This window comes from Cryobacterium sp. AP27, from assembly GCF_056680495.1.
Map to the genome: position 1 here is coordinate 1,298,898 of NZ_CM155285.1, position 23,385 is coordinate 1,322,282.

The 23,385-nt window shown below is 64.7% G+C and carries 26 protein-coding genes; 15 read left to right on the top strand and 11 right to left on the bottom strand.

Annotated elements, in window-relative coordinates:
- Position 1: 1 nt before the first annotated feature.
- Entirely contained in the window at positions 2–769 is a 768-nt protein-coding gene (locus tag AC1MB9_RS06090; protein WP_479964139.1) for an ABC transporter permease, read from the top strand.
- Positions 769–1,767, top strand: coding sequence for a glycine betaine ABC transporter substrate-binding protein (locus tag AC1MB9_RS06095; RefSeq protein ID WP_479964140.1), 999 nt, complete (start codon positions 769–771; stop codon positions 1,765–1,767). Before AC1MB9_RS06090 ends, AC1MB9_RS06095 begins: the two co-directional genes overlap by 1 nt.
- Positions 1,768–1,845: 78 nt before the next feature.
- Here AC1MB9_RS06095 and AC1MB9_RS06100 read toward each other — a convergent pair whose 3' ends face one another.
- Positions 1,846–2,433, bottom strand: coding sequence for a hypothetical protein (locus AC1MB9_RS06100; protein ID WP_479964141.1), 588 nt, complete (start codon positions 2,431–2,433; stop codon positions 1,846–1,848).
- 71 nt (positions 2,434–2,504) lie between these two features.
- Positions 2,505–3,449: a COX15/CtaA family protein gene (locus tag AC1MB9_RS06105; RefSeq protein ID WP_479964142.1), complete on the bottom strand. Its 945-nt coding sequence runs from the start codon at positions 3,447–3,449 to the stop codon at positions 2,505–2,507.
- A 289-nt stretch (positions 3,450–3,738) separates the two neighbouring features.
- Here AC1MB9_RS06105 and sufB point away from each other — a divergent pair, with 289 nt between their 5' ends.
- The 7 genes from sufB to AC1MB9_RS06140 all read left to right on the top strand — a co-directional run bounded on the left by sufB (position 3,739) and on the right by AC1MB9_RS06140 (position 10,355).
- The gene (gene sufB, locus AC1MB9_RS06110) at positions 3,739–5,157 is read left to right on the top strand and encodes a Fe-S cluster assembly protein SufB (RefSeq protein ID WP_479964143.1); all 1,419 of its coding nucleotides are present in this window, start codon (positions 3,739–3,741) and stop codon (positions 5,155–5,157) included.
- On the top strand, positions 5,158–6,387 hold the full coding sequence (gene sufD, locus AC1MB9_RS06115; RefSeq protein WP_479964144.1) for a Fe-S cluster assembly protein SufD: 1,230 nt from the start codon (positions 5,158–5,160) through the stop codon (positions 6,385–6,387).
- Between the two features lie 2 nt (positions 6,388–6,389).
- Positions 6,390–6,716 (top strand): non-heme iron oxygenase ferredoxin subunit, encoded by a 327-nt coding sequence (locus tag AC1MB9_RS06120; RefSeq protein WP_479964145.1) that lies wholly within the window; start codon positions 6,390–6,392, stop codon positions 6,714–6,716.
- An 84-nt stretch (positions 6,717–6,800) separates the two neighbouring features.
- Positions 6,801–7,565: a Fe-S cluster assembly ATPase SufC gene (gene sufC / locus AC1MB9_RS06125; RefSeq protein ID WP_479964146.1), complete on the top strand. Its 765-nt coding sequence runs from the start codon at positions 6,801–6,803 to the stop codon at positions 7,563–7,565.
- 4 nt (positions 7,566–7,569) lie between these two features.
- Complete coding sequence (locus AC1MB9_RS06130) at positions 7,570–7,899, top strand: metal-sulfur cluster assembly factor (protein ID WP_479964147.1); 330 nt, start codon at positions 7,570–7,572, stop codon at positions 7,897–7,899.
- A 137-nt stretch (positions 7,900–8,036) separates the two neighbouring features.
- Positions 8,037–8,660 carry a TetR/AcrR family transcriptional regulator gene (locus tag AC1MB9_RS06135; RefSeq protein WP_479964148.1) on the top strand — a complete coding sequence of 208 codons (624 nt, stop codon included), beginning with the start codon at positions 8,037–8,039 and terminating at the stop codon, positions 8,658–8,660.
- A 96-nt stretch (positions 8,661–8,756) separates the two neighbouring features.
- A complete protein-coding gene (locus AC1MB9_RS06140) occupies positions 8,757–10,355 on the top strand; it encodes an ABC-F family ATP-binding cassette domain-containing protein (protein WP_479964149.1) in 1,599 nt (532 codons plus the stop codon).
- A 77-nt stretch (positions 10,356–10,432) separates the two neighbouring features.
- On the opposite strand, the gene AC1MB9_RS06145 is transcribed toward AC1MB9_RS06140, so the two are convergent.
- Genes AC1MB9_RS06145 through AC1MB9_RS06155 form a run of 3 tightly spaced genes read right to left on the bottom strand, consistent with a single transcriptional unit; the run spans position 10,433 to position 11,819 of the window.
- Positions 10,433–11,281: an SURF1 family cytochrome oxidase biogenesis protein gene (locus AC1MB9_RS06145; RefSeq protein ID WP_479964150.1), complete on the bottom strand. Its 849-nt coding sequence runs from the start codon at positions 11,279–11,281 to the stop codon at positions 10,433–10,435.
- Complete coding sequence (locus AC1MB9_RS06150; RefSeq protein WP_479964151.1) at positions 11,278–11,505, bottom strand: hypothetical protein; 228 nt, start codon at positions 11,503–11,505, stop codon at positions 11,278–11,280. The genes AC1MB9_RS06145 and AC1MB9_RS06150 overlap by 4 nt, the downstream gene beginning before the upstream one ends.
- Entirely contained in the window at positions 11,502–11,819 is a 318-nt protein-coding gene (locus AC1MB9_RS06155; protein WP_479964152.1) for a DUF3099 domain-containing protein, read from the bottom strand. The genes AC1MB9_RS06150 and AC1MB9_RS06155 overlap by 4 nt, the downstream gene beginning before the upstream one ends.
- Positions 11,820–11,953: 134 nt before the next feature.
- Here AC1MB9_RS06155 and fabG point away from each other — a divergent pair, with 134 nt between their 5' ends.
- Entirely contained in the window at positions 11,954–12,664 is a 711-nt protein-coding gene (gene fabG, locus AC1MB9_RS06160) for a 3-oxoacyl-ACP reductase FabG (RefSeq protein ID WP_479964153.1), read from the top strand.
- A gap of 10 nt (positions 12,665–12,674) precedes the next feature.
- On the opposite strand, the gene serB is transcribed toward fabG, so the two are convergent.
- Both serB and glgC read right to left on the bottom strand, forming a co-directional pair.
- Complete coding sequence (gene serB, locus AC1MB9_RS06165; protein WP_479964154.1) at positions 12,675–13,322, bottom strand: phosphoserine phosphatase SerB; 648 nt, start codon at positions 13,320–13,322, stop codon at positions 12,675–12,677.
- Positions 13,319–14,563, bottom strand: a complete 1,245-nt coding sequence (gene glgC, locus AC1MB9_RS06170) for a glucose-1-phosphate adenylyltransferase (protein ID WP_479964155.1) — start codon at positions 14,561–14,563, stop codon at positions 13,319–13,321. The genes serB and glgC overlap by 4 nt, the downstream gene beginning before the upstream one ends.
- Positions 14,564–14,643: 80 nt before the next feature.
- Between glgC and glgA the strand changes: the two genes are divergently transcribed.
- From glgA to AC1MB9_RS06185, 3 genes are all read left to right on the top strand, one after another.
- Complete coding sequence (gene glgA / locus AC1MB9_RS06175) at positions 14,644–15,825, top strand: glycogen synthase (protein ID WP_479964156.1); 1,182 nt, start codon at positions 14,644–14,646, stop codon at positions 15,823–15,825.
- Between the two features lie 61 nt (positions 15,826–15,886).
- On the top strand, positions 15,887–16,669 hold the full coding sequence (locus tag AC1MB9_RS06180) for an ABC transporter ATP-binding protein (protein WP_479964157.1): 783 nt from the start codon (positions 15,887–15,889) through the stop codon (positions 16,667–16,669).
- 139 nt (positions 16,670–16,808) lie between these two features.
- A complete protein-coding gene (locus tag AC1MB9_RS06185) occupies positions 16,809–17,060 on the top strand; it encodes a type B 50S ribosomal protein L31 (protein ID WP_479964158.1) in 252 nt (83 codons plus the stop codon).
- Between the two features lie 150 nt (positions 17,061–17,210).
- Here AC1MB9_RS06185 and AC1MB9_RS06190 read toward each other — a convergent pair whose 3' ends face one another.
- Positions 17,211–17,897 carry an exonuclease domain-containing protein gene (locus AC1MB9_RS06190; protein ID WP_479964159.1) on the bottom strand — a complete coding sequence of 229 codons (687 nt, stop codon included), beginning with the start codon at positions 17,895–17,897 and terminating at the stop codon, positions 17,211–17,213.
- A 56-nt stretch (positions 17,898–17,953) separates the two neighbouring features.
- A complete protein-coding gene (treS, locus tag AC1MB9_RS06195) occupies positions 17,954–19,651 on the bottom strand; it encodes a maltose alpha-D-glucosyltransferase (protein WP_479964160.1) in 1,698 nt (565 codons plus the stop codon).
- 132 nt (positions 19,652–19,783) lie between these two features.
- On the opposite strand from treS, the gene AC1MB9_RS06200 reads away from it, so the two are divergent.
- Complete coding sequence (locus AC1MB9_RS06200; protein WP_479964161.1) at positions 19,784–20,683, top strand: alpha/beta hydrolase; 900 nt, start codon at positions 19,784–19,786, stop codon at positions 20,681–20,683.
- A complete protein-coding gene (locus AC1MB9_RS06205) occupies positions 20,680–21,765 on the top strand; it encodes a glycosyltransferase family 4 protein (RefSeq protein ID WP_479964162.1) in 1,086 nt (361 codons plus the stop codon). The genes AC1MB9_RS06200 and AC1MB9_RS06205 overlap by 4 nt, the downstream gene beginning before the upstream one ends.
- 41 nt (positions 21,766–21,806) lie before the next feature.
- Here AC1MB9_RS06205 and AC1MB9_RS06210 read toward each other — a convergent pair whose 3' ends face one another.
- Entirely contained in the window at positions 21,807–22,448 is a 642-nt protein-coding gene (locus AC1MB9_RS06210; protein ID WP_479964163.1) for a histidine phosphatase family protein, read from the bottom strand.
- Positions 22,442–23,344, bottom strand: a complete 903-nt coding sequence (locus AC1MB9_RS06215) for an NAD-dependent protein deacetylase (protein WP_479964164.1) — start codon at positions 23,342–23,344, stop codon at positions 22,442–22,444. Before AC1MB9_RS06215 ends, AC1MB9_RS06210 begins: the two co-directional genes overlap by 7 nt.
- Positions 23,345–23,385 lie beyond the last annotated feature (41 nt).

Sequence of the window (23,385 nt, forward strand, 5' to 3'; positions counted from 1 at the left end):
GGTGGCAGCACGTCTGACCGGTGTCCCGACGATCGCGCGCCGGCGCTGGTTGGCGTGGCGGGCCCTCGTCCTCCAGCTCGCCGGAATCGCCCTCGCCTTTCTGGCCCTCGTCATCTGGCTGCTCACCGCCGATCTCACACCGGTGGAGCTCAATACGCTGGCACCCGCTGCGCTGTGGGGCTACACCGTCGAGCACCTGCAGCTCACCCTGATGTCCGCCGTCATCGTGTTGGCCATCGCCATCCCCCTGGGCATCCTGCTGACTCGCCGACCCCTGCGCCGTTTCACCGGACCGATTCTCGCCCTCGCGAACATCGGGCAGGCCGCGCCGGCGGTCGGCGTTGTCGTGCTCCTGGCCTTCTGGCTCGGTTTCGGATTTTGGGCCGCCACCGTTGGCCTGGTGCTGTACGCGGCGCTCCCGGTGCTCCGCAACACCATGGTGGGCCTGCAGCAGGTGGATGCCCGTCTGGTGGAAGCGGGGCGCGGCATGGGGATGACGGCAAGCGCCGTTCTCTTCAAGGTCGAGCTTCCCCTGGCCGTGCCCGTGATGCTGTCCGGCATTCGCACGGCCCTGGTTCTGCTTGTCGGCACGGCGGCACTGGCGACGTTCATCAACGGCGGCGGGCTCGGAATCCTCATCATCACCGGCGTCAACCTCAATCTGACCGCGGTTCTCATCACCGGTGCCGTACTGGTCGCCCTGCTCGCCTTGTTGATCGACTGGGTGGGGCGCGTCGTGGAACACGTCGCCCGCCCGAAGGGAATCTGATGTCTTCGAAGTTCCGTCGCCTCTCGCTCGTGGCCGGTGTTCTCACCGTGGCCGGATTGGCGCTGACCGGCTGTGGCCTGCAACCGGCGACCGCCTACGTTCCGGCACTCGGGCCGGGCTCGATCACGCCGATATCGGGTGTGGACGGCGCGGCCCTGACCGTCACATCGAAGAATTACACCGAGCAGCTCATCCTGGGAAAAATCGCCGTGCTTGCCGCATCCGCTGCGGGATTCACGGTGACCGACCTGAGCAACGTTCCCGGCAGCCAGCCCGCTCGTGAACTTGTCTTGTCGGGGCAGGCCGACCTCATGTGGGAGTACACGGGAACGGCCTGGCTCACATACCTGGGACAGACCACGGCCATTCCGGACCAGCAGGAGCAATGGCAGGCCGTGCACGACCTCGACCTCGACAATGGTGTGACGTGGGGCGCTCGGGCGCCCATGAACAACACCTATGCGCTGGGTGTGCGCAGCGAAGCGGTCCCCGAGCTCGGAGGAATCACCACGATGTCCGAACTCGCCGCTCTGCCGGTCGAAGAGCGCACCTTTTGTGTCGAGTCGGAGTTCAACTCCCGGCCCGATGGGCTGAACCCGATGCTCGAGCAGTACGGGCTGTCGCGGGGGACCGCGGACGGGGTACCGGACGGCAACATCGGAATCTACGACACCGGTGCGATCTACAGTGCAACGGACACCGGCGCCTGCAACTTCGGCGAGGTCTTCACAACCGACGGACGTATCGATGCCCTCGACCTCGCCGTGTTGGAGGACGACCTCGGGTTCTTCCCGGCCTATAACGTCGCCCCGGTGTTCTTCACCGAGACTCTGAAGGAGTACCCCGCTCTGATGGACGTCTTCGCGCAGATATCGCCGAGCCTCACGGATGAGGTTCTGCGCTCCCTCAACCGCCAGGTGGATGTGGACGGAGCAGAACCCGCGGACGTGGCGTTCGAGTGGATGCAGTCCGAGGGGTTCGTCACCGATCCCGCTTAGCGGCGCTGGCCACCCTACAGACGACGCGCCCCACAGACGACGCGCCCCACAGACGACGCGCCCTACAGACGACGCGCCCTACAGACGACGAGTGAGCACGGCTTCGATCTTGTCGAAGTCGGCCTCGTGCAGCACGACCGTGACGATTCGCCCGCTGATCGCCGCCGTGGTGGCTCGGAACTGCGCCACCGTGACGGCCATGGCCGGGTAGAGCTTGTGGTCGACCTGCAGCTCCGCCGTGCGAGCCAGGGACTGCTCCACCTGGTGCTGTTGGCTCGTGTGCAGGTCCGCCCATTCCTTGGACCCGAACTCGTGCGGGTTCCTGGTGTGGTTCATGACCACGTACTGGAGGTGCTGGTTGAGCGCATCCCGGATCGGATCGCCGCCGCGGTTGGTTGACCCGGGTCGGTCGGTGAAAACGAATCCGCGCAGTTCGGCGAGCCCGACCGGTCCGAGCGGTGAATCGTCGAACCAGAAGTTGCCTGTCCGATCGGCAAGCCAGTAGTGCGCTTCCGCCTCCAGCGTGACGCCGTGGGACGTGACCCAGTCCCACCCGCGCTCCTGAAGTCGCGGTTGAGGCACGAATCCGAAAATGGGCGGCCCGAATTCCACCAGACGGGCCTCATCGTCCGGCGGTTCCCACACGGCTCTCTCTACGAGATGCATGCATGGAGAATACACCGGGACCGGTCTTGAGTGTCCGAGTTCTCGGCCCGATGTGGGCGAATTCTTGCAGCCTACCTGTGGGCGGATGCGCCGCTGCCGATTGTGTCGGCGGGGACCGCCGTCACGGCCTCCGGCTGCTTGAGGTGCAGGATGACCGCCGTCATCGAGGCCGCCAGCACGCAGGCGAGCACCATGTGGATGCCGACGAGGAACGGCGGCAGGCCCAGGTTGGCCTGCGCGAGGCCGCCGGCGATCTGCAACAGTTCGACGCCGAGCAGGAGCAACACCCAGCGCCGCATGGGCACGCGTGCGCCGAACGCGAAGGCGAGGAGCGTCACGGTGAGGGCCAAGGTCAGGTAGGCGGGCCAGCTGTGAATGTGCTGTAGAAGCTCCGAGTCCAACCCGTTCCGCGGCGCATCGGCATCGCCGGCGTGCGGGCCGGAACCCGTGGTGAGAATTCCCACCGCGATGGTCACCAACACAACGAGGCTCGTCACGTGGGCGGTGATCAGTACCCGGCGGGGCACGGCGACGGAGCGGGGTCCGTTGCCGGTGATCACCCGGTACACGAATGCGGTGCACAGCGCGACGAGTAGCACCGAAATGACGAAGTGGATGCCCACCACATACGGGTTCAGCTGCGTCAGCACGCTGATGCCGCCAATGACTGCCTGAGCCGGAATCCCGAGACCGGCCAGAAGCGTCAACCGAAACAGGTCCCGGCGTTCGCGTCGGAGCCGAATCACGGCGAGGAAGGCGACGATGGCCAACAGGCCGAGCGCCACACCCAGCAGGCGATTCCCGAATTCTATGACCCCGTGGATGCCCATCTCCGGGGTGTTCACGAGCGATTGCGCCGTGCAGCTCGGCCACGTGGGGCAGCCGAGTCCGGAACTCGTCAACCGGACGAGGCCGCCCGTACCCACGAGCAGGATCTGCGCCACAAGGTAGGTCCAGGCGATCACCCGCGTGCGGGCGTTGATCGTGGCGGGTAACCAGGACGACATACGTTTCACGGTTTCAGCTTTCTGTTTCTGCGTTCCGCGAACGGCGCGCATGTGAATACCCCGGCAAGCACGACAATCGCTGCGAACAGCCTGTAGAATCGTGGTTCCACGGAAATTCATGAGTGCACGCCGGTTGGCCGCGCTTACGAAAGCGTGGTCCGTGAATATTCTAGGTTCGCAATGTAGCTGTCCACGCAATCCATTTGCGTGTTGTTCCCCAGTCCAATCAGTAGACGGGGAACAATTCGGGAATGACCGGACTGATATCCGGGTTGTTGTGGGTAGGGAAGAGGTAAGTATGTCGGATGTTCTGCTAGACCGCCCCGATCTTGAGGGGTTGGGCACGTACGAATTCGGGTGGGCCGACTCGGACAAGGCCGGGGCATCCGCCCGCCGCGGGATTTCGCCCGAGGTTGTCACGGATATTTCGAACTTGAAGTCCGAACCGGAATGGATGCTGCAGCGACGCCTGAAGGCCCTGCAGCTGTTTGAGCGCAAGCCCATGCCCACTTGGGGCGCTGATCTCTCCGAGATCGACTTTGACAACATCAAGTATTTCGTGCGCTCCACGGAACGGCAGGCCCAGACCTGGGAAGACCTGCCGGACGACATCAAGAACACGTACGAAAAGTTGGGCATCCCCGAGGCGGAGCGTCAGCGCCTCGTTTCCGGAGTCGCGGCCCAGTACGAGTCCGAAGTCGTGTACCACACGATTAACGAGGAACTCGAAGCGCAGGGCGTCATCTTCATGGACACCGACACGGCGCTCAAGGAGCACCCGGAGTTCTTTGAAGAGTACTTCGGCACGATCATTCCGTCCGGCGACAACAAGTTCGCCGCGCTCAACACCGCGGTGTGGTCCGGTGGATCGTTCGTGTACGTGCCGCCCGGCGTGCACGTCGAGATCCCGCTGCAGGCCTACTTCCGCATCAACACGGAAAACATGGGTCAGTTCGAGCGCACACTGATCATCGCCGACGAGGGCAGCTACGTTCACTACATCGAGGGCTGCACCGCCCCGATCTACAAGTCCGACTCGCTGCACTCCGCCGTGGTGGAGATCGTCGTGAAGAAGAACGCCCGCGTTCGCTACACGACCATCCAGAACTGGTCCAACAACGTCTACAACCTCGTGACCAAGCGGGCCACGGCCGGCGAGGGCGCCACGATGGAATGGATCGACGGCAACATCGGCTCCAAGGTCACCATGAAGTACCCGTCCATCTACCTGATGGGCGAGCACGCCAAGGGCGAGACGCTCTCCGTGGCCTTCGCCGGTCCCGGGCAGCACCAGGATGCCGGCGCCAAGATGATTCACATGGCTCCGAACACGCAGTCGTCTATCGTGTCCAAGTCCATCGCCCGCGGCGGCGGCCGCAGCGGTTACCGTGGTGAGGTCCGCATGGATGCCACCGCGCACCACTCGGCCAACACCGTGCGCTGTGATGCACTCCTGGTCGATACCCAGTCCCGCTCAGACACGTACCCGTCCATTGACATCCGTGTCGACGACGTGCAGCTCGGCCACGAGGCCACCGTCTCCCGCGTCAGCGAAGAACAGTTGTTCTACCTGATGAGCCGCGGTATGCCCGAAGACGAGGCCATGGCCATGATCGTGCGCGGCTTCATCGAACCCATTGCCCGGGAGCTCCCAATGGAGTACGCCCTCGAACTCAACAAGCTCATTGAAATGGGCATGGAAGGATCTGTCGGCTAAATGTCCGCAGCCACCGCGCCAACCCAGGGCGCTTCAACAACCATGCCCACGGCAGCCACCATCGAACCTGCCACAAGTGTCAAAACGAGCAAACACGCCGACGGACGGTTCGCCTACATACCCGTACAGACCCGTTCGGGCCGATTCAAGAGCACCAACGTCGCCGACTTCGAGACCGTCACCGGTCGCGAGGCGGTATGGAAATACCTCCCGGTCGCGAAGTTCACCGATCTCCTGTCGGGCGACCTTGACGGTTCCCCGTACAAGATCGAGTCGACCGACAACGCCGACGTCAGCGTGGAATGGGTCGAACGCTCCGACCGTCGCATCGGCCTCGCCGGGGCTCCGGAAGAGCGGGCCTCCGCGAACGCCTGGACCGGCTTCGAGAAGGCACTGGCCGTCACCGTCAGCGGTGAAGAAGCCAAGGAGATCACCGTGTCGCGTGCTGCGCTCGGCTCCGGCGCTCGGGCCGCACACACGATCATCGAAGCCAAGCCCTTCAGCCAGGCGACGGTCATCCTGCAGAACTCCGGTGAGGCTCGCCTCACCGAGAACGTTGAAATCATCCTCGGCGAGTCGGCCAACCTCACCGTGGTGACCGTGCAGGAGTGGGACGACGAGGCGGTACACCTCAGCAACCACTTCGCATCCGTTGGTCGCGACGCTCGGCTCAAGCATGTCGTCGTATCGCTGGGCGGTCGCATCGTACGGGTGAGCCCGTCGGTGCGCCTGGCCGGAAGCGGAGCGGACACCGACCTGCTCGGACTCTACTTCGCCGACGCGGGCCAGCACCTCGAACAGCAGGTGTACGTGCACCACGACGCACCGCGGAGCCGCAGCCGCGTCAACTACAAGGGCGCCCTGCAGGGGACGGCCGCTCACACCGTCTGGATCGGCGATGTCCTGATCGGAAGCAAGGGCGCCGGCACCGACAGCTACGAGCAGAACCGCAACCTCGTGCTCAGCGAGGGCACGCGCGCCGATTCCGTTCCCAACCTCGAGATCGAAACCGGCGATATCGTCGGTGCCGGTCACGCGAGTGCCACGGGACGTTTCGACGACGAGCAGCTGTTCTACCTGCAGTCCCGCGGAATCTCAGAGGAGGAAGCGCGCCGGCTCGTCGTTCGCGGATTCCTCACGGAGATTGTGCAGAAAATTGGTTCACCCGAGCTCGAGGCTCGCCTCCTGCTCGCCATCGAAGCTGAGCTTCTCACCACGGACGGGAAGTAATCATGGCAGCCACGAAGATCTGTGCGTTCGACGAGCTTGAACCCAATCAGGCCGTCAAGGTCGACATCGACGGTGTGGCGATCGCGCTCGTGCGCGATTCCAGCGGTGGGGTCTTCGCCATCGGCGATACCTGCACGCACGGCGACATCTCCCTCTCCGAGGGGTTCGTCGAAGGCGAGACCCTGGAATGCTGGGCCCACGGGTCCATGTTCTCCCTCACGACCGGTAAGCCGCTCACGCTGCCGGCCTACGAGCCGGTGCCCGTCTACCAGGTTGAAATCATCGGTGGCGACATCTACATCGATCCCTCAGTCATCGTGGCCGTCTAACAGTTTTCCCCATCTGTCAGCTGGCGCTGCCCTCACCCGCGGCGCCGTCACAGCTAAAGTCACTTCAGAAAGCGAATAACATTCATGTCAGTTCTTGAGATCAAAGACCTGCACGTCAGCGTCCAGACCGAGCAGGGCGTCACGCAGATCCTGCGCGGCGTCGACCTCACCATCAACGAGGGCGAGATCCACGCCATCATGGGCCCGAACGGGTCAGGCAAGTCCACGCTCGCTTACACAATCGCGGGCCACCCGAAGTACACGGTCGAGAGCGGATCCATCACCCTCGACGGCGCCGATGTGCTCGCCATGACCGTGGACCAGCGCGCCCGCGCCGGTCTGTTCCTGGCCATGCAGTACCCGGTGGAAATACCCGGCGTCACCGTCACGAACTTCCTCCGCACCGCGAAGACCGCGATCGAGGGCGAAGCGCCCCCCATCCGCAAGTGGATCAAGGATGTCCGTGAGTCCATGGCCGCGCTGCGCATGGACAAGACCTTTGCCGAGCGCAACGTCAACGAGGGCTTCTCCGGTGGAGAGAAGAAGCGCAACGAAATCCTGCAGCTTGAGCTTTTGAAGCCCAAGTTCGCCGTTCTCGACGAGACCGACTCCGGACTCGACGTGGACGCGCTCAAGGTCGTTTCGGAGGGCGTCAACCGGGCGAAGGAGAACACCGGTCTCGGCCTGCTCCTGATCACCCACTACACGCGAATCCTCCGCTACATCACCCCGGACTACGTTCACGTGTTCGTGAACGGCCGCATTGCCGAGCAGGGTGGACCGGAGCTGGCCGATCGTCTGGAAGATGAAGGCTACGATCGCTTTCTGACGCCTTCGAACGTAGGCTAGAGGCATGGTTTCGACACTCAGCCCCACGCGCTACGACGAGATCGAAGAGGCGCTCAAAGACGTCATGGACCCAGAGCTCGGCATCAACGTCGTTGATCTCGGATTGATCTACGACCTCGGCTGGGATGACGAAAACGACGCGCTGGTCGTCCACATGACGCTGACGTCCGCGGGCTGCCCCTTGACGGACGTTCTCGAGGAGCAGACCGCCGAGGCGCTTGACGGGGTCGTCAACCAGTTCCGCATCAACTGGGTGTGGATGCCGCCGTGGGGGCCGGAGAAAATCACCCATGACGGTCGCGACATGATGCGCGCGCTCGGCTTCTCGATGTAGGCCTGGTCAACGCCAGCACGATCTACGCCGCTACCCCGGTTGCCCAGGCAACCGGGGTAGCGGCGGTTAACCCAGCTGATCGGTCACATCCCTGAGCTGTATTGCCATTCCATTGAGTGGAAGGGTATTCTAAGTTTATGACAACCGCTACCGGCCTGTCCCGACGAGCGCGGCAGACCCTCGCCACACGCGAAGACATTGTTTCCTCCGCCGGACGTCTCATGATGCGCCGGGGCTACGTCGCGGTGTCGATCGGTGACATCGCCACCGAGGCCAATGTGGCCGTGCAGACGATTTACAACTCCGTGGGGTCGAAGGCCGAGATCCTCGCCGCCATTCTGGACCGCGTCGCCGAGCAGGCGGATGCCCCCGACATTGTTTCGGCGTCGATGCGCCAGAAGATCGACGACGCGCGAAACCCCTCGGAGATCATTCGAATCCTCGCGGCCTGGTGCACGGTCGTGAACGAGCGCACCGCCGGCATTCTGCGTGTTGTCACCGAGGCCGCCGTGATCGATCCCGACGTCGGCGACTTCGCCCGCCGACAGGATGTGACCAGACTCCGGGGGTACGGCGACGTCGCCACGGTGCTGCGGATGAAGCGGGGCCTGCGCACGGGCCTGAGCGATCACGAAGGGGCCGCCGCGATCTGGGCCATCGGGCATCCGCAGGTGTACCGCACGCTCGTCCTGGAGGTCGGCTGGTCCGTCGACGCGTACCGGGAATGGCTCGAAAAGAGCCTCCACGGGGCGCTTCAATAGGTCAGTGTGCGCCACCACGCTCGGAAGACAAATATACTGATTAGTTGGACCACTTGATCCATACACTCCCACCACCCCCCTGAACGGACTATTGCTGTGCTCAACGTGCAAGATCTCGAAATTCGCGTTGGAGCTCGCGTGCTCATGGAGGGCGTGAACTTCCGTGTCGCACACGGCGACAAGATCGGCCTGGTCGGACGCAACGGCGCCGGCAAGACGACGCTGACCAAGACGCTCGCGGGCGAGACCAACCCCACCAAGGGCTCGATCAGCCACTCGGGCGAAATCGGCTACCTGCCCCAGGATCCCCGTGCCGGAGACCCGTCCATGCTGGCTCGCACCCGCATCCTCGACGCCCGCGGGCTCGGAACGATCGCGCTCGGCATGCAGGAGTCCAGCCTCGAAATGGCGAGCTCCGACCCGAAGATCGCCGCCTCGGCCATGAAGAAGTACGGGCGCCTGACGGATGAGTTCAACGGGCTCGGCGGTTACTCGGCGGAAGCGGAGGCCGCATCGATCGCGAGCAACCTCAAGCTGCCCGATCACATTCTCGATCAGCCGCTCAGCACCCTGTCGGGCGGTCAGCGTCGCCGCATCGAACTGGCCCGCATCCTTTTCTCCGCCGCCGAAATGATGATCCTCGACGAGCCGACCAACCACCTCGACGCCGATTCGGTTGCGTGGTTGCGTGAGTTTGTGAAGAATTATCGCGGCGGATGTATCATCATCAGCCACGACATCGAGCTGGTCGGCGAGACGGTGAACCGGGTCTTTTACCTGGACGCCAACCGCATGATGATCGACATTTACAACATGAATTGGAAGAACTACCTCCTGCAGCGCACGGCCGACGCCGAGCGCCGCAAGAAGGAGCGCTCCAACGCCGAGAAGAAGGCGTCGACGCTGCAGCTGCAGGCCGCCAAGTTCGGAGCCAAGGCGAGTAAGGCAGCGGCGGCCCACCAGATGGTGGCCCGTGCCGAGAAGCTGCTGTCCGGCCTCGACGCGGTGCGCGCGGTCGAACGTGTGGCCAAGTTGCGTTTCCCCGAGCCTTCGCCGTGCGGACGCACGCCGCTCATGGCGACCGACCTGTCGAAGAGCTACGGCTCACTCGAAATCTTCACCGCCGTGGACCTCGCGATCGATCGTGGCTCCAAGGTCGTCATTCTCGGCCTCAACGGTGCGGGCAAGACCACGCTGTTGCGGATGCTCGCCGGAGTCGACGAGCCGGACACCGGACGCATCGAGCCCGGGCACGGCCTGCGTATCGGCTACTACGCTCAGGAACACGAGACGATCGACGTGCAGCGCTCGGTGCTGGAGAACATGGTCTCCAGCTCGCCGAGCATCACTGAAATGGAAGCTCGACGCGTGCTCGGCTCGTTCCTGTTCACGGGCGATGACTCGAAGAAGCCGGCGGGTGTCCTCTCCGGAGGAGAGAAGACGCGTCTGGCCCTTGCGATGATCGTCGTTTCCGGCGCCAACGTTCTGCTGCTCGATGAGCCCACCAACAACCTGGACCCGGCGAGCCGTGAAGAGATCCTCGACGCCCTGGCTCACTATGCCGGTGCTGTGGTTCTGGTCAGCCACGATGAGGGAGCGGTGCAGGCCCTGAACCCGGAACGCGTGCTGATCATGCCCGAGGGTACCGAGGACCACTGGAACAAGGATTACCTCGACCTGATCGAGCTCTCCTAGACCGTCGAACGGCAAGCGCACAGGGTCGAATCGGACCCACGCGATCGCGTGGCCGGTTCGGCCGGTTGTTCCCCGTGCTAGCGGCCCTGCCGGTCGAGGAGTTCGTCTTCGATCTCGGCATCATCCCGGGGCTTCGCGGCGCGCTTGCGATCACGGACGTCCGCACGCTCACGTTCCGCCGGGTCCGCCGCGTTCACGCTGCGGTACTCTTCCCTGAGCGACCAGGACAGACCGAAGAAGGCGATCAGCCCGAACACAAACCACTGCAGCGCGTAGGACAGATGAGGGCCTTCGTCCCTGATTGGTTTCAGCACAGCGGTCGGGCGGGACTCGGTCGGCGCGGGGTTCTCAGAATCCAGCAATCCGTAGGCCCCGGTGTACGTGGGCTGTTCGAGGCGCCCGGCAACGTCCGTCAAATTGATTGTGGCGATCTGGTTCCCGGTGGCCGTGCGGTTGTTGAACGTGGGCTCGGCGGCCTTCAGCCGCGCCACCACGGTGACCTGACCGGCAGGCGGTGCCGGAACGACATCCGGGGCATCCTGACGGTCTCCCGTGGGCAACCAGCCGCGATTGACGACGAAGACCGTCCCGTCATTGAGTCGAAGCGGGGTCAGCACCTCGAAACCGGGACGGACGTTGAGCGGGCGGTTTCGCACCAGCAGCTCATCGTCCGCGAGGTACGTACCGGTCATGGTGACGGGAAGCCATTTCTGAGACTCGGAGAATGAGTCCAGGGTGGGCAGCGCCTCGGCGAGCGGCACCGGCGACGCGTCGTAGTTCGCGTCAATCTTGGACACTTCGACGAGCGCTTCCGTGCGGCGGGCCAGCTGCCAGGCTCCCAGGCCGGAGCACACGGCGGCGAACACGATCGTCAGAGCCAGATAACCGGCCCAGCGACGCGTGAACGCGAACTTCCACGCGCTCACGACGACTCATCCGTTGCCGTGAGTGGCGAGACCCGCAGGGGAAAGTCACGCGCAGACAGGAACTCGCGGAGGTACTCGACGTGATCGTCGCAGGCGAGCCAGGTCTTCACCCGGTCCTCGGTGTGGATTCTGGGATTGCGCCAATCCAGGCGCCAAACTGCGGCGTCGCGACAGTCGGCCCTGGAACAGGTAGCCGAGTCGAGCGGCGCGCCCAGACCTATCACTGCTCGTCCTGACCGGCGCTGCCGGGAGCCGGAGCATCCGTGGGCGGTGCAGAGCCGCGATACGGCTCGATGCTGCCGGGGCGCAGAACCTGGCCTCCGCGTGGATCGGAATGCACATTGGCCATGACCACCGCGAAGTAGGGAAGGGCGATCGCACCGATCGCGCAGACGAGAAGCCACCAACCGTGCACAAACAGCATCAGCACAATGCACACCACGCGAATGCCCATGGCAACCGTGTACTTGATCATGCGACTGCGTCGTTCCTCCTCGGGGGAGAGAGGAAGCGAGGTGATCGACTGCTGCTGCTTCATGTCGGAATGCGCTCCACTACGGCGGGTAACTGTCCGCTGCGTCCAGTTTACGTCTCACGGCGACATACCGAAGACGCCTTAAGCTGAGAATGGACGGGCGAAAGTTTTGCCGCGCCACGACTGAAGGAATGTGCATGACAACGATACGAACCGTTCTTGTTACCGGAGGCAACCGAGGCATCGGCTACGCGATTGCGGAGGAGTTTCTGGCCGGCGGACATCGCGTCGCCGTGACGTCGCGGTCCGGCCACGGGCCGGACGGCAGCCTCACCGTGCGCGCCGACGTGACCGATGCGGCAAGCATCGACGCCGCGTTCACCGAAATCGAAGCGGCCTACGGCCCCGTCGACGTCGTCGTTGCCAACGCGGGAGTCACCAGGGACATGCTGCTCATGCGTATGTCCGACGACGATTTCACTTCCGTTGTCGACACCAATCTCAGCGGCGCCTTCCGCGTGGTCAAGCGCGCGTCGAAGGGCATGCTCAAGGCTCGTTTCGGTCGGATCGTGCTGATCTCCAGCGTTGTCGGCCTCTACGGGTCCGCCGGCCAGGTGAACTATTCCGCGTCGAAGAGCGGGCTGGTCGGGCTCGCGCGATCGATCACGCGCGAACTCGGCGCACGTGGCATCACGGCGAACGTCGTCGCGCCGGGCTTCATTGAGACGGATATGACGGCGGCACTGCCCGAGGCGACGCAGGCCGACTACAAGAAGTCCATCCCCGCCGGTCGATTCGCCACCCCGACCGAAGTGGCCCGGGTCGTCAGCTGGCTCGCCGGCGACGATGCCGGGTACATTTCCGGCGCGGTCATCCCGGTCGACGGCGGCCTGGGGATGGGGCACTAAGCCCCGCGGCTCAGCCGCGCAGCCCGAGCAGCGGAAGAATCTGGCTGAGGTCGCGCACGTCGATGGCAAGATCGGCGGCGGCCTTCACCCGGGGCTTCGCGTTGAATGCGATCGAGAGACCCGCGGCATGCATCATGTCCAGGTCGTTGGCCCCGTCGCCGACCGCAACGGTGCGGGGGAGCGGCACCGCCTCGACGAGCGTCCACTCGCGCAGGGCCGACGCCTTGGCTGCGGCGTCGATTATCGGTCCCTGGACCCGCCCGGTGAGGTGGCCTCCGACGACCTCGAGCCGGTTGGCACGCCAATGGTCGATGGAGAGCTCTGCCGCGAGCGGATCCAACAACTCGTGGAACCCTCCGGACACGACGCCGACGCGGCACCCGTTGGCGTGCAGGCCGGTGATCAGCTCCGGTACGCCCTCCGTGAGACGGATGCTCCGCCCCACCTCCGCGAAGACGCTCTCTGGAAGCCCTTCGAGCGTGGCGACGCGCGCCCGGAGACTTTCGGCGAAGTCGAGGTCACCGAGCATCGCGCGCTCGGTGACCTCGGCGACGAGTTCACGAGAGCCGGCGGCATCCGCCAGCAGCTCGATGACCTCGTCCTGGATAAGTGTGGAGTCCACGTCGAGAACGACGAGAAAGCGAGTTGCAGGGGTCACGGGTGGACGCGCACGCCCTTGCCGACGACGGTGATCCCGGAATCCGTCACGCTGAAGCCACGAGCCAGGTCCCGGCCGCGGTCGACACCGACCGACGCGCCCGCCTCAACGACGACCTCCTTGTCCAGGATCGCCCGGTGCACCACGGCACCAGCCAGGATCTGCACGCGGTCGAAGACGATCGAGTCGACAACCTCCGCGGCAGAACCGATGACCGTCCACGGCGCCAGCACGCTGCGCTCGATATGGGCTCCCGAAATGACGCAACCCAGCGACACGATGGAGTCGATCATGGTGCCGAGGGCACCGTGCGCGTCCCGAACGAACTTGGCCGGTGGCGAGTTCTGCTGCTGGCTGAAGATCGGCCATTCCTGGTTGTACAGGTTGAAAACAGGCAAGGCGGAGATCAGGTCCTGATGCGCTTCGAAGAACGAGTCAATCGTCCCCACATCGCGCCAGTAGTAGCGGTCACGGTCGGTGGAGCCGGGCACGTCGTTGCGCTTGAGGTCATAGACGCCGGCCTCGCCGCGCTCGACGAAGTCGGGGATGATGTCGCCACCCATGTCATGGCTGGAGTCGGTCTTTTCTCCGTCGCGCAGAACGGCTTCGATCAACGCGTCGGTGTTGAAGACGTAGTTGCCCATGGAAGCGAATACCTCGTGCGGCGCGTCGGCGAGGCCGACGGCATCCTTGGGCTTCTCGCGGAAGTCCTTGATCCGGTCGGGAGTGGCGGCGTCGACCTCGATCACGCCGAACTGGTCGGCGAGACCGATCGGCTGCCGGATGGCGGCGACGGTGGCCTGCGCGCCGGAGTCGATGTGGGCCTGGATCATCTGGCTGAAGTCCATGCGATAAACGTGGTCGGCACCGACCACGACAACGATGTCGGGTTTCTCGTCATGGATGAGGTTGAGGCTCTGCAGGATGGCGTCGGCAGAGCCGCTGAACCAGCGTTTACCGAGTCGCTGCTGCGCCGGTACGGATGCGATGTACGAATTCGACAGTCCTCCAGACACATGCCAGGTCTGCGACACGTGACGGTCGAGACTGTGGGACTTGTACTGGGTGAGGACGACGACCTGCGTCAACCCCGAATTGATGAGGTTGGAGAGCGCAAAGTCCACCAAACGGTAGTGCCCGCCGAACGGAACGGCGGGCTTTGCGCGGTCTTCGGTGAGCGGCATCAGCCGCTTTCCCTCACCACCAGCGAGAACTATTCCAAAGATCTTCTTGGCCTTCATGTGTAAAGAGTAGGGGCAATCGGGGGGTTTCTGCACCAATAGTGTCTGTGTTGCGCGCCACCCTGCGCTAGTTTTGCTCCATGCGAGTGGACATACTGACCAAGGAATACCCGCCGGAGATCTACGGCGGTGCCGGAGTGCACGTGACGGAGCTTGTCAAGGCGCTGCGTGAAGACATCGATGTGACGGTGCGGTGCTTCGGCCCGCCGCGCACGGATGCGGACACCTATGCATATGACGTACCGCCCACGCTGGCGGACGCCAACCCGACGCTCGCCACCCTGGGGGTGGACCTGCAGATGGCTCAGGACGTGGGTGGAGCGGACGTGGTGCATTCCCACACCTGGTACGCGAACGGGGCGGGGCACGTCGCCAAGCTCCTGCACGGCGTGCCGCACGTGGTGACGGCGCACAGCCTCGAACCGCTGAGGCCGTGGAAGGCGGAGCAGCTCGGCGGCGGTTATCGTGTGTCCAGCTGGATCGAGAAGACGGCCTTCGAGGCAGCGGATGCGGTCATCGCCGTGAGCGGCGGCATGCGCCGCGACATCCTGCGCAGCTATCCGTCCCTCGACGAGAACCGCGTGCACGTCGTGTACAACGGCATCGACCTCGACCGCTGGAAGCCGACCACGGACCTCGACTTCGTTCGATCGCTCGGAATCGACCCCGACCGTCCGTCGGTCGTCTTCGTCGGGCGCATCACCCGCCAGAAGGGCCTGCCGTACCTGCTGCGGGCCGCGGCGGAATTGCCAGCAGATGTTCAGCTCGTGTTGTGCGCCGGTGCGCCGGACACTCCCGGCATTCTTGCCGAGGTCACCGCCGGGGTCGAGGCGCTGCAGAAGGAACGCTCCGGGGTCGTGTGGATCAACCGGTTGCTCGCCCAGCACGAGCTCTCCGCGGTCCTGACCCAGGGGACCGTCTTCGTGTGCCCGTCCATCTACGAGCCGCTCGGCATCGTGAATCTGGAAGCCATGGCCTGCGGTCTTGCGGTCGTGGGAACCGCCACGGGCGGCATCCCGGAGGTCGTCGCGGACGGTGAGACGGGGCGCCTCGTTCCCATCGACCAGATGACGGACGGCACGGGAACCCCGCTTGACCCCGACCGGTTCGTCGCCGATTTGGCCCGCGTTCTCACCGACGTTGTGGCCGATCCGTTGCGCGCCGCCGAGATGGGACGACAGGGGCGCATCCGTGCCGAGAAGGAATTCGGGTGGGCGCAAATTGCGACGCGTACCCGCGAGATTTACGCTTCCCTGCTGTAGATCGGCAATCGCCCGGTCGAGCTGTACACGGCGACCGGGCGACGCCCGATAACATGGCCTCATGGTCAACGTTCTTCAATTCACCGACGTATCCGTCGTCCGGGCCGGCACACCCATCCTCGACTCAGTGAACTGGAGCGTCGACGATGATCAGCGCTGGGTGATTCTCGGTCCCAATGGCGCAGGCAAGACGACGCTCCTGCAGATCGCCGCCGCGATCACGCACCCGTCGAGCGGCACGGCCGAGGTGCTCGAGGAACCGCTCGGCGGAACAGACCTGTTCGAGCTTCGTCCGCGCATCGGGTTCGCGTCGACCGCCATGGCTCGTCGAGTTCCGGCCGACGAGAAGGTCCTCGACGCCGTCATGACGGCCGCGTACTCCGTGACCGGCCGCTGGAACGAAGAATACGAAGCGATCGACGAGCGGCGCGCCCAGCGCGTGCTCAGCGAATGGAAGCTCGATCACCTGGCTCAGCGCAAGTTCGGCACCCTGAGCGACGGCGAGCAGAAGCGCGTCCAAATCGCCAGGGCCGTGATGACCGATCCGGAGATGCTGCTGCTCGACGAACCGGCCGCGAGCCTCGATCTCGGTGCACGCGAGGCGCTCCTGCAGCTGTTGAGCGGTTACGCCAAAGAACCGAACTCCCCGGCCATCATCATGGTCACGCATCACGTGGAAGAAATCCCGCTCGGTTTCACGCATGTTCTCCTCATCAAGAACGGCGGCATCGTTGCCTCGGGGCCGATCTCGGAAGCGCTGACGGCCGAGGCGCTGAGTGAGACCTTCGGCCTGAACATCGAGCTCATCGAAACCGACGGTCGCTACGCCGCGCGGTCACTCTGAATTCACCTGTGCCTGCTCACTCGGAGTCGGCTTTCTGCTAACGTAGACGGTGGCCATTTGGCCGCATAGTTTTGCACCACTAGACAGCACTGTGACCAGTTAAAAATCTGTTCACCTGAAGTGCGATAAGGAACTCTTCATGAAGTCTGACATCCACCCCGTGTACAACGCCGTCGTTTTCCGCGACCTCGCATCGGGCGCGACCTTCCTCACCCGCTCCACGGTCTCCAGCAAGAAGACCATCGAGTGGGAAGACGGAACGACCTACCCGGTCATCGACGTCGAAATCTCGTCCGAGTCGCACCCGTTCTACACGGGCAAGCAGCGCATCATGGACTCCGCCGGACGCGTCGAGAAGTTCAACTCGCGTTACAAGGGCTTCGGCAAGTAACAGCCACACCCCGCTCGATCGGCACCGCCTCCTCGCAGCAGTTCTCCGAGTCCGCAGCTGCCACACAGAAAAGGCGACCAGCTTCTGCTGGTCGCCTTTTCGTGCGCAGGGCACCTCAGTCCCGAACTGAACGGCCGCCGAGCCGGCGGTTCAGCGCTCCGGCCACAGCACGTCGGCCACGAACTCCGGGTCCCTGCCCCGACGCATGTAATCCTGAAAGCTTTCCGCCTGTTGGCGGTACCAGGCGACCTGCGCGGCGTGCAGCTCAGGGAGAGTGCTCGGCAGGGCCTTCACATGCGCCCGGTGAATGGCCTGCGCCACCCGACCCGCGGCGATGGCGTCCGCTCCCGCATCGTGCGCGTCGGCGAGAGTCACCCCGTAGAAGGCCGACGTGACCTCGAGGGTTCGCTTGCCCCTGCGGTACTTGTCGACGCCCTTGTCGATGACGAGCGGATCGATCACCGGGTAGGGGGACAGCAACGGGGCGATCCCGTATCGCATGGCCTCGCGATTGAGCAGCGTGAGGTCGTAGGGGGCGTTGTAGGCCACCACCGGCAGCCCGTCGGCGAGGTGCGCACGAAGTGCCGCCACGATCTCCGCAATGCCCTCGGCCGCGTTCTGCCCGTTCACGACGGCGTATTCGGTCGTGATGCCGTGCACGTTCGTGGCCCCGGCCGGAATGTCGACTCCCGGGTCCAATAGCCAGTCAATGCGCTGTTCCACCTCACCGCCCTCGTCGAGCACCGCCACCGTGGCAGAGACGATGCGGCACGACTCCACGTCGATTCCGGTGGTTTCCAAATCAAAGACGGCGAGTCGATCGCTCCAGTTGCTCATACCCCCACCCTACGGGCGACCACCGACACTGCCCGGCAGACAGTCCGGCCCTCGCGCTAACCGCAGTGCAGCCAGAAGAAGCTCTGGGCCCCCAACGTCAGGGTGAGCGTTCCCTCGGCGTCGAAGCTCGGAAAAACGGCTCCACCGAACAGATCGTAGAGTCGCGTACCTGCCAACTCCGGGGCGGTGATCTGAAACGCGACCGGGTGGTGCGAGAAGCTGAAAACGCACAGGACCGTCTCCGGCTGGTCACCGAACATTTTTCCGGTGCCGGCGTAGGTGCGCGTGAATGCGAGAACCGAGTCGTGGTTCGTGGTGAGCACCGTGATCGCGCCGAGACCGAACGTGGGATGCGCTTTGCGCACGTGGATCACGTTGCGGATCCAGTGCAGGAGCGACCCCGACTGGGCGAGGTGCGTTTCCACGTTTGTCTGTGTGTAGTTGTACACGAGGGACTGCACGACCGGCAGGAACAATTTTCCGGGGTCTGCGGAGGAAAAGCCGGCGTTGCGGTCGGGCGTCCACTGCATGGGCGTGCGCGAACTATCCCGGTCGGGAAGCCAGATATTGTCGCCCATACCGATCTCGTCGCCGTAGTAGAGAAAAGGGCTTCCCGGGAGGGCAAACAGCAGGGCATGCGCGAGCTCGAGCTCGGAGCGGGAGTTGTCGAGCAGGGGTGCCAGCCGCCGACGGATGCCGATGTTCGCGCGCATCCTCGGGTCGTAGGCGTACCAGCCGTACATCGCCTGGCGGTATTCCTCACTGACCATTTCCAGCGTCAACTCGTCGTGGTTGCGCAAGAACACGCCCCAGCCGGCTCCGTCGGGAATGTCAGTCGTCTCGGACAGCACCCGCACCAGTTCGTTGGCCTGCTGCGAGCGCAGCGAGTAGAAGATTCGGGGCATCACCGGAAAATCGAAGGCCATGTGGCATTCGGGTTCGTCTTCCGTGCCGAAGAACGCGGCGACCTCGCGCGGCCACTGGTTGGCCTCGGCGATCATCACCCGACCGGGGTAGTCCCGATCGACCATGGCCCGCAGCCGCCGGGTGAACTCGTGCGTGGGCGGCTCGCCCTCACCGTTGCCGTCATCCGACTCGTACAGGTAGGGGATCGCGTCCAGTCGAAACCCGTCGACGCCGAGGTCGAGCCAGAAACGGATGACGTCGAATATGGCCTCATGCACGGCCGGATTCTCGAAGTTGAGGTCCGGCTGGTGGGAGAAGAAGCGGTGAAAAAAGAACTGACGACGCACGGGATCGAACGACCAGTTCGATTCCTCGGTATCGATGAAAATGACGCGGATGTTGGGGTATTTGTCGTCGGTGTCATTCCAGACGTAGAAATCGCCGAAGGGCCCCTCCGGGTCTTCCCTGGACTGCTGGAACCATTCGTGCTGGTCGGAGGTGTGGTTCAAAGGGAGGTCGATGATGATGCGCATGTTGCGTTCATGCGCCTTCGTCACCAGGTCCTTGAACTCCTCCAGCGTGCCGAATTCGGGCAGGATCGTGCGAAAATCCGAGACGTCGTACCCACCGTCCCGGAGCGGCGACGTGAAGAACGGTGGGAGCCAGAGAGCATCGATGCCGAGCCACTGCAGATAGTCCAACTTGGAGACGAGTCCCGCGAGGTCTCCGGACCCGTCGGCATTGCTGTCGACGAAGGAGCGAATCATCACCTCGTAGAAAACCGAGCGACGGTACCAGAGCGGGTCCAGACTCAACCCGGGCAGCTGAATGGGTGCGGTAAAACTCACGGCGATCCTCCCGGCCCAACAGGGCGCTGGTCAGCAAATAGTCGATGTGAATGCCAGATTAGACCCGAGTCTAGGGCGACCCGGGCTATGTCGGTCCAGAGGAAGGCAAGTCTGGCGGATAAACTTTCCCCAATGATCGTTCCTTCTCCCTACGCCGACCTGCTCGAGGCGATTCCGGTGACGGCGCGCACCCTCCCGATATGCGGCAGCCTGAGTGCGTTCTGGGAGTACGGCGACCCGGAATCGGCCACGACCATTGTGATGGTGCACGGCTTTCGAGGTGATCACCACGGGCTGGAACCGGTCGTGGCGTACCTCCCGGGCGTGCGGATCGTCTCACCGGACCTGCCCGGCTTCGGAGACTCCGAACCGCTCGCCGGCCGACGTCACGACCTGGACGGTTACTCGTTCTGGTTGGCGGCCTTCCTCGAAGCTCTGGCTCCGACCGGTCGCGTCGTCATTCTCGGGCACTCGTTCGGGTCGATTGTCGTCGCCGCGGCGCTGGCCGGGGGCATGCCCGCCGACGATGTTGTTCTCGTGAACCCGATCGCCGCACCCGCGTTGTCCGGGCCGCGCGGGGTTCTCGCCCGACTCGCCGTTTTCTACTACTGGGCGGCGGCCACCCTTCCGGAAAGGCTGGGCTTCGCGCTGCTGCGCAACGGGGCCATCGTACGCATCATGAGCGTCACGATGACGAAGACGCGCGACCGGGCACTGCGCCGGTGGATCCACAACCAGCATGACCGATACTTTTCGGCGTTCTCCGACCGCCGTGTCGTCCTCGACGCGTTCCGCGCCTCGGTCGGACACGACGTCAGCGAGTTCGCGACCCGTATTCCCCAGCGCACGATGCTCATCGCCGCCGAAAATGATGACATCACCCCCCTCGCGGCCCAGTACCGGCTGCAAACCCTGTTCGCGGATGCGTCGCTCGCGGTGATCCACGACGTGGGCCATCTCATCCACTACGAAATGCCGGCACCCGCCGCCTCGCAGGTGCGCGCCTTCCTCGACCTGGCTGGAACGCCGTGAAGATCGTCTTCGACTGCCGATACACCCGCACCGATCGTCACGACGGCATCAGCCGCTACACGGCGGGGCTCGTCACCGAACTCGCCGCGCTGCATCCGCTCACCATGCTCATCAGCGACCACCGCCAGCTGGCGATGCTCCCGAACGTGCCGTGGCAGCTCGTGAGCGCACCCACCAGCATCCGTGAACCGTTGGTGGCGCGTCAGGTGAATCGGCTGCACCCCGACGTCGTGTTCAGCCCCATGCAGACGATGGGCTCCTGGGGGCGCCACTATCGTTTGCTGCTGACGGTGCACGATCTCATCTACTACCGCAATCGCACGCCCCCGCGGGAGTTTTCCCTGCCGATTCGGTTGTTGTGGCGCCTGTACCACCTCTCCTGGTGGCCCCAACGGATGCTGTTGAACCGTGCCGACGCCGTCGTCACGGTCTCCGAGACGACCAGTTCCCTCATCGCCGCGCACCGGCTCACCCTGCGACCGGTGCGCGTGGTCCCGAACGCCGCGACGGCGCCCACCGAGAGCGGGCGACGCGCGGCCCGCCTCGCACCGGAAACCGGCCGACTGGTCTACATGGGCTCCTTCATGCCGTACAAGGACGTGGACACGCTCGTGCGCGCTGTCGCCGAGCTGCCCGAGCACGAACTGCACCTGATGAGCCGCGTGTCCGACGCCGAGCGTGCCCGGCTCACGAGTCTTGCTCCACAGGCTCGACTCGTCTTCCACAACGGGGCGAGCGACGCGGAGTACACCGCCGTGCTCCGCTCGGCGACGGCGCTCGTGACTGCGTCATTGGATGAGGGCTTCGGCATTCCGCTCGTGGAGGCGATGAGCCTCGGCATACCGGTCGTGGTGAGCGATATCCCCATTTTTCGGGAAATCGGCGCCGACGCCGCGCGGTATTTCGAGCCCGGCAACCCGGCGGCGCTTGTCGCGGCCGTGAACGCGCTGGCCGAGCCGGGCGAGTGGGCGGCCCGATCCGATCGGTCGGTTGTCGCGGCGTCCCGCTTCACCTGGCGCGCGTCTGCGGTCAAGCTGCTCGCGGCACTCACCGAACAGGTTCAGCAAGGCGCGAGGGACTGAGCCACCGCTCGCCTCGCGTCAGCGGCAGTTCCGCCCCGCACTCAGCGAAGCACGTCGAACGACTCGTTGACGGTGCGGAGCGTCGCATCGAAGTGCACGAGTTCAATGCGGCCGTGCTGCCAAACGAAATCGTGTACCGAACCGTTGGCAATGATTTCGTCGTGGCGTGGGCGTTCCCCGTCGGTGAAGTGACGCAGCAGCGTGCCGATGATGCCGCCGTGGCTCACGATCAGCACGGACTGGCCCTCGTGGACACTGGCCAGACGCTCCAGTGCGGGCAGCACCCGGCCCAGGACGTGCTGGCGGGTTTCGAGGCCCGGGACGGGTACCCCGTCGGGAAAGCGCTGCTGCCGCTGCGCGAAGGTGAGCCCCTCCATCAGGCCGTGGTGGCGTTCGGTCATGTCGTCATGGAGTTCGGGGCGGGTGAGTCCCAGCTCGCCGGCGATGATCCGGGCGGTCTCCTCGGCGCGCTGCAGCGGACTGCTGACGACCACGTCCCACTGGCGTTCGCGCAGGCGCACGCCCGACTCGGCGGCCTGCGCCCGGCCGGTGGAATTCAGCGGGATGTCCGTGCTCCCCTGGATGCGCTGGTGCAGGTTCCAATCGGTCTGGCCGTGTCGCACGATGGACAGGCGAGTCGTGGGCGCGGAATCCGCACCGCCCAGGTCCGCAGGGTTCAGCACAGCCGGTCCGCCAATCCGGCGAGGGTCTCGGAGGCGCCGGCCTCGAGCTTGAGAACCGCCCGTCCGTCGCCCTTCGTGGCGCCGCGGTTGATAACCACGATGGGAAGCTTGCGACGACGCGCCTGCTCCAGCAGCCGGATGCCGGAGTTCACCGCGAGCGAGGATCCCGCGATGACGAGCGCCTCGGCGGCCTGAACGAGCGACTGCGCCGCCGTGAACCGTTCGGTGGGCACCAGCTCGCCGAAGAACACCACATTGGGTTTGAGCATCCCGTCACAGACCGTGCAGGCCGGAACGCTGAACTTGTCGATGTCGTCCACGTCGGCGTCGCCATCCGGGGCGATGCGCACGGCCTCCGGGGTTCGGAGCGCGGGGTTGGCCGATTCCAGCCGTTCCGCAACGCTGTCCCGGCCGAACGCCTGTCCACAGACGAGGCAGATGACCCGATCCATCGAGCCGTGCAGTTCCACGACGTGACGCGAGCCGGCGCGCGTGTGCAACCCGTCGACGTTCTGCGTGACGACGCCGGAAATGGCTCCGGCGGACTCCAGCCGCACCAATGAGGCGTGACCGACGTTCGGCTGGGCCGCGCGAAAATGCCGCCACCCGAGGTGGCTGCCCGCCCAGTAGCGCTTGCGGGCGCGCTCGTTGCTCACGAACGTCTGAAAGGTCATGGGCGTGCGCTGCGGGGCGCCTTCGCCCCGATAATCGGGAATGCCGGAGTCGGTGCTGAGCCCGGCGCCGGTCAAAACGACGGTCCGCCGCCCGCGCAGGAGGTCGGCGAGGGCGTCGAGCTGGGCCCGTGCCGCCGATTCGTCGGCCGGGTCTCCCGGAGCCTGATCGGGCACCCCGGCGTCGATCAGTGTGCCGGCAGGCGGGAACAGATCGGCTGTCATTGAGGCTCCCGTCTCGATCTGAAGGGTTCCACCCGGACCGG

What these genes read in the sequence shown, in the direction of transcription:
- AC1MB9_RS06095 (WP_479964140.1), top strand. Translation starts at nt 769, where the DNA reads ATGTCTTCGAAGTTCCGTCGCCTCTCGCTCGTGGCCGGTGTTCTCACC.
- AC1MB9_RS06100 (WP_479964141.1), bottom strand. Translation starts at nt 2,433, where the DNA reads ATGCATCTCGTAGAGAGAGCCGTGTGGGAACCGCCGGACGATGAGGCC.
- sufB (WP_479964143.1), top strand. Translation starts at nt 3,739, where the DNA reads ATGTCGGATGTTCTGCTAGACCGCCCCGATCTTGAGGGGTTGGGCACG.
- sufD (WP_479964144.1), top strand. Translation starts at nt 5,158, where the DNA reads ATGTCCGCAGCCACCGCGCCAACCCAGGGCGCTTCAACAACCATGCCC.
- AC1MB9_RS06120 (WP_479964145.1), top strand. Translation starts at nt 6,390, where the DNA reads ATGGCAGCCACGAAGATCTGTGCGTTCGACGAGCTTGAACCCAATCAG.
- sufC (WP_479964146.1), top strand. Translation starts at nt 6,801, where the DNA reads ATGTCAGTTCTTGAGATCAAAGACCTGCACGTCAGCGTCCAGACCGAG.
- AC1MB9_RS06130 (WP_479964147.1), top strand. Translation starts at nt 7,570, where the DNA reads ATGGTTTCGACACTCAGCCCCACGCGCTACGACGAGATCGAAGAGGCG.
- AC1MB9_RS06135 (WP_479964148.1), top strand. Translation starts at nt 8,037, where the DNA reads ATGACAACCGCTACCGGCCTGTCCCGACGAGCGCGGCAGACCCTCGCC.
- AC1MB9_RS06155 (WP_479964152.1), bottom strand. Translation starts at nt 11,819, where the DNA reads ATGAAGCAGCAGCAGTCGATCACCTCGCTTCCTCTCTCCCCCGAGGAG.
- fabG (WP_479964153.1), top strand. Translation starts at nt 11,954, where the DNA reads ATGACAACGATACGAACCGTTCTTGTTACCGGAGGCAACCGAGGCATC.
- glgC (WP_479964155.1), bottom strand. Translation starts at nt 14,563, where the DNA reads ATGAAGGCCAAGAAGATCTTTGGAATAGTTCTCGCTGGTGGTGAGGGA.
- glgA (WP_479964156.1), top strand. Translation starts at nt 14,644, where the DNA reads ATGCGAGTGGACATACTGACCAAGGAATACCCGCCGGAGATCTACGGC.
- AC1MB9_RS06180 (WP_479964157.1), top strand. Translation starts at nt 15,887, where the DNA reads ATGGTCAACGTTCTTCAATTCACCGACGTATCCGTCGTCCGGGCCGGC.
- AC1MB9_RS06185 (WP_479964158.1), top strand. Translation starts at nt 16,809, where the DNA reads ATGAAGTCTGACATCCACCCCGTGTACAACGCCGTCGTTTTCCGCGAC.
- AC1MB9_RS06190 (WP_479964159.1), bottom strand. Translation starts at nt 17,897, where the DNA reads ATGAGCAACTGGAGCGATCGACTCGCCGTCTTTGATTTGGAAACCACC.
- AC1MB9_RS06200 (WP_479964161.1), top strand. Translation starts at nt 19,784, where the DNA reads ATGATCGTTCCTTCTCCCTACGCCGACCTGCTCGAGGCGATTCCGGTG.
- AC1MB9_RS06215 (WP_479964164.1), bottom strand. Translation starts at nt 23,344, where the DNA reads ATGACAGCCGATCTGTTCCCGCCTGCCGGCACACTGATCGACGCCGGG.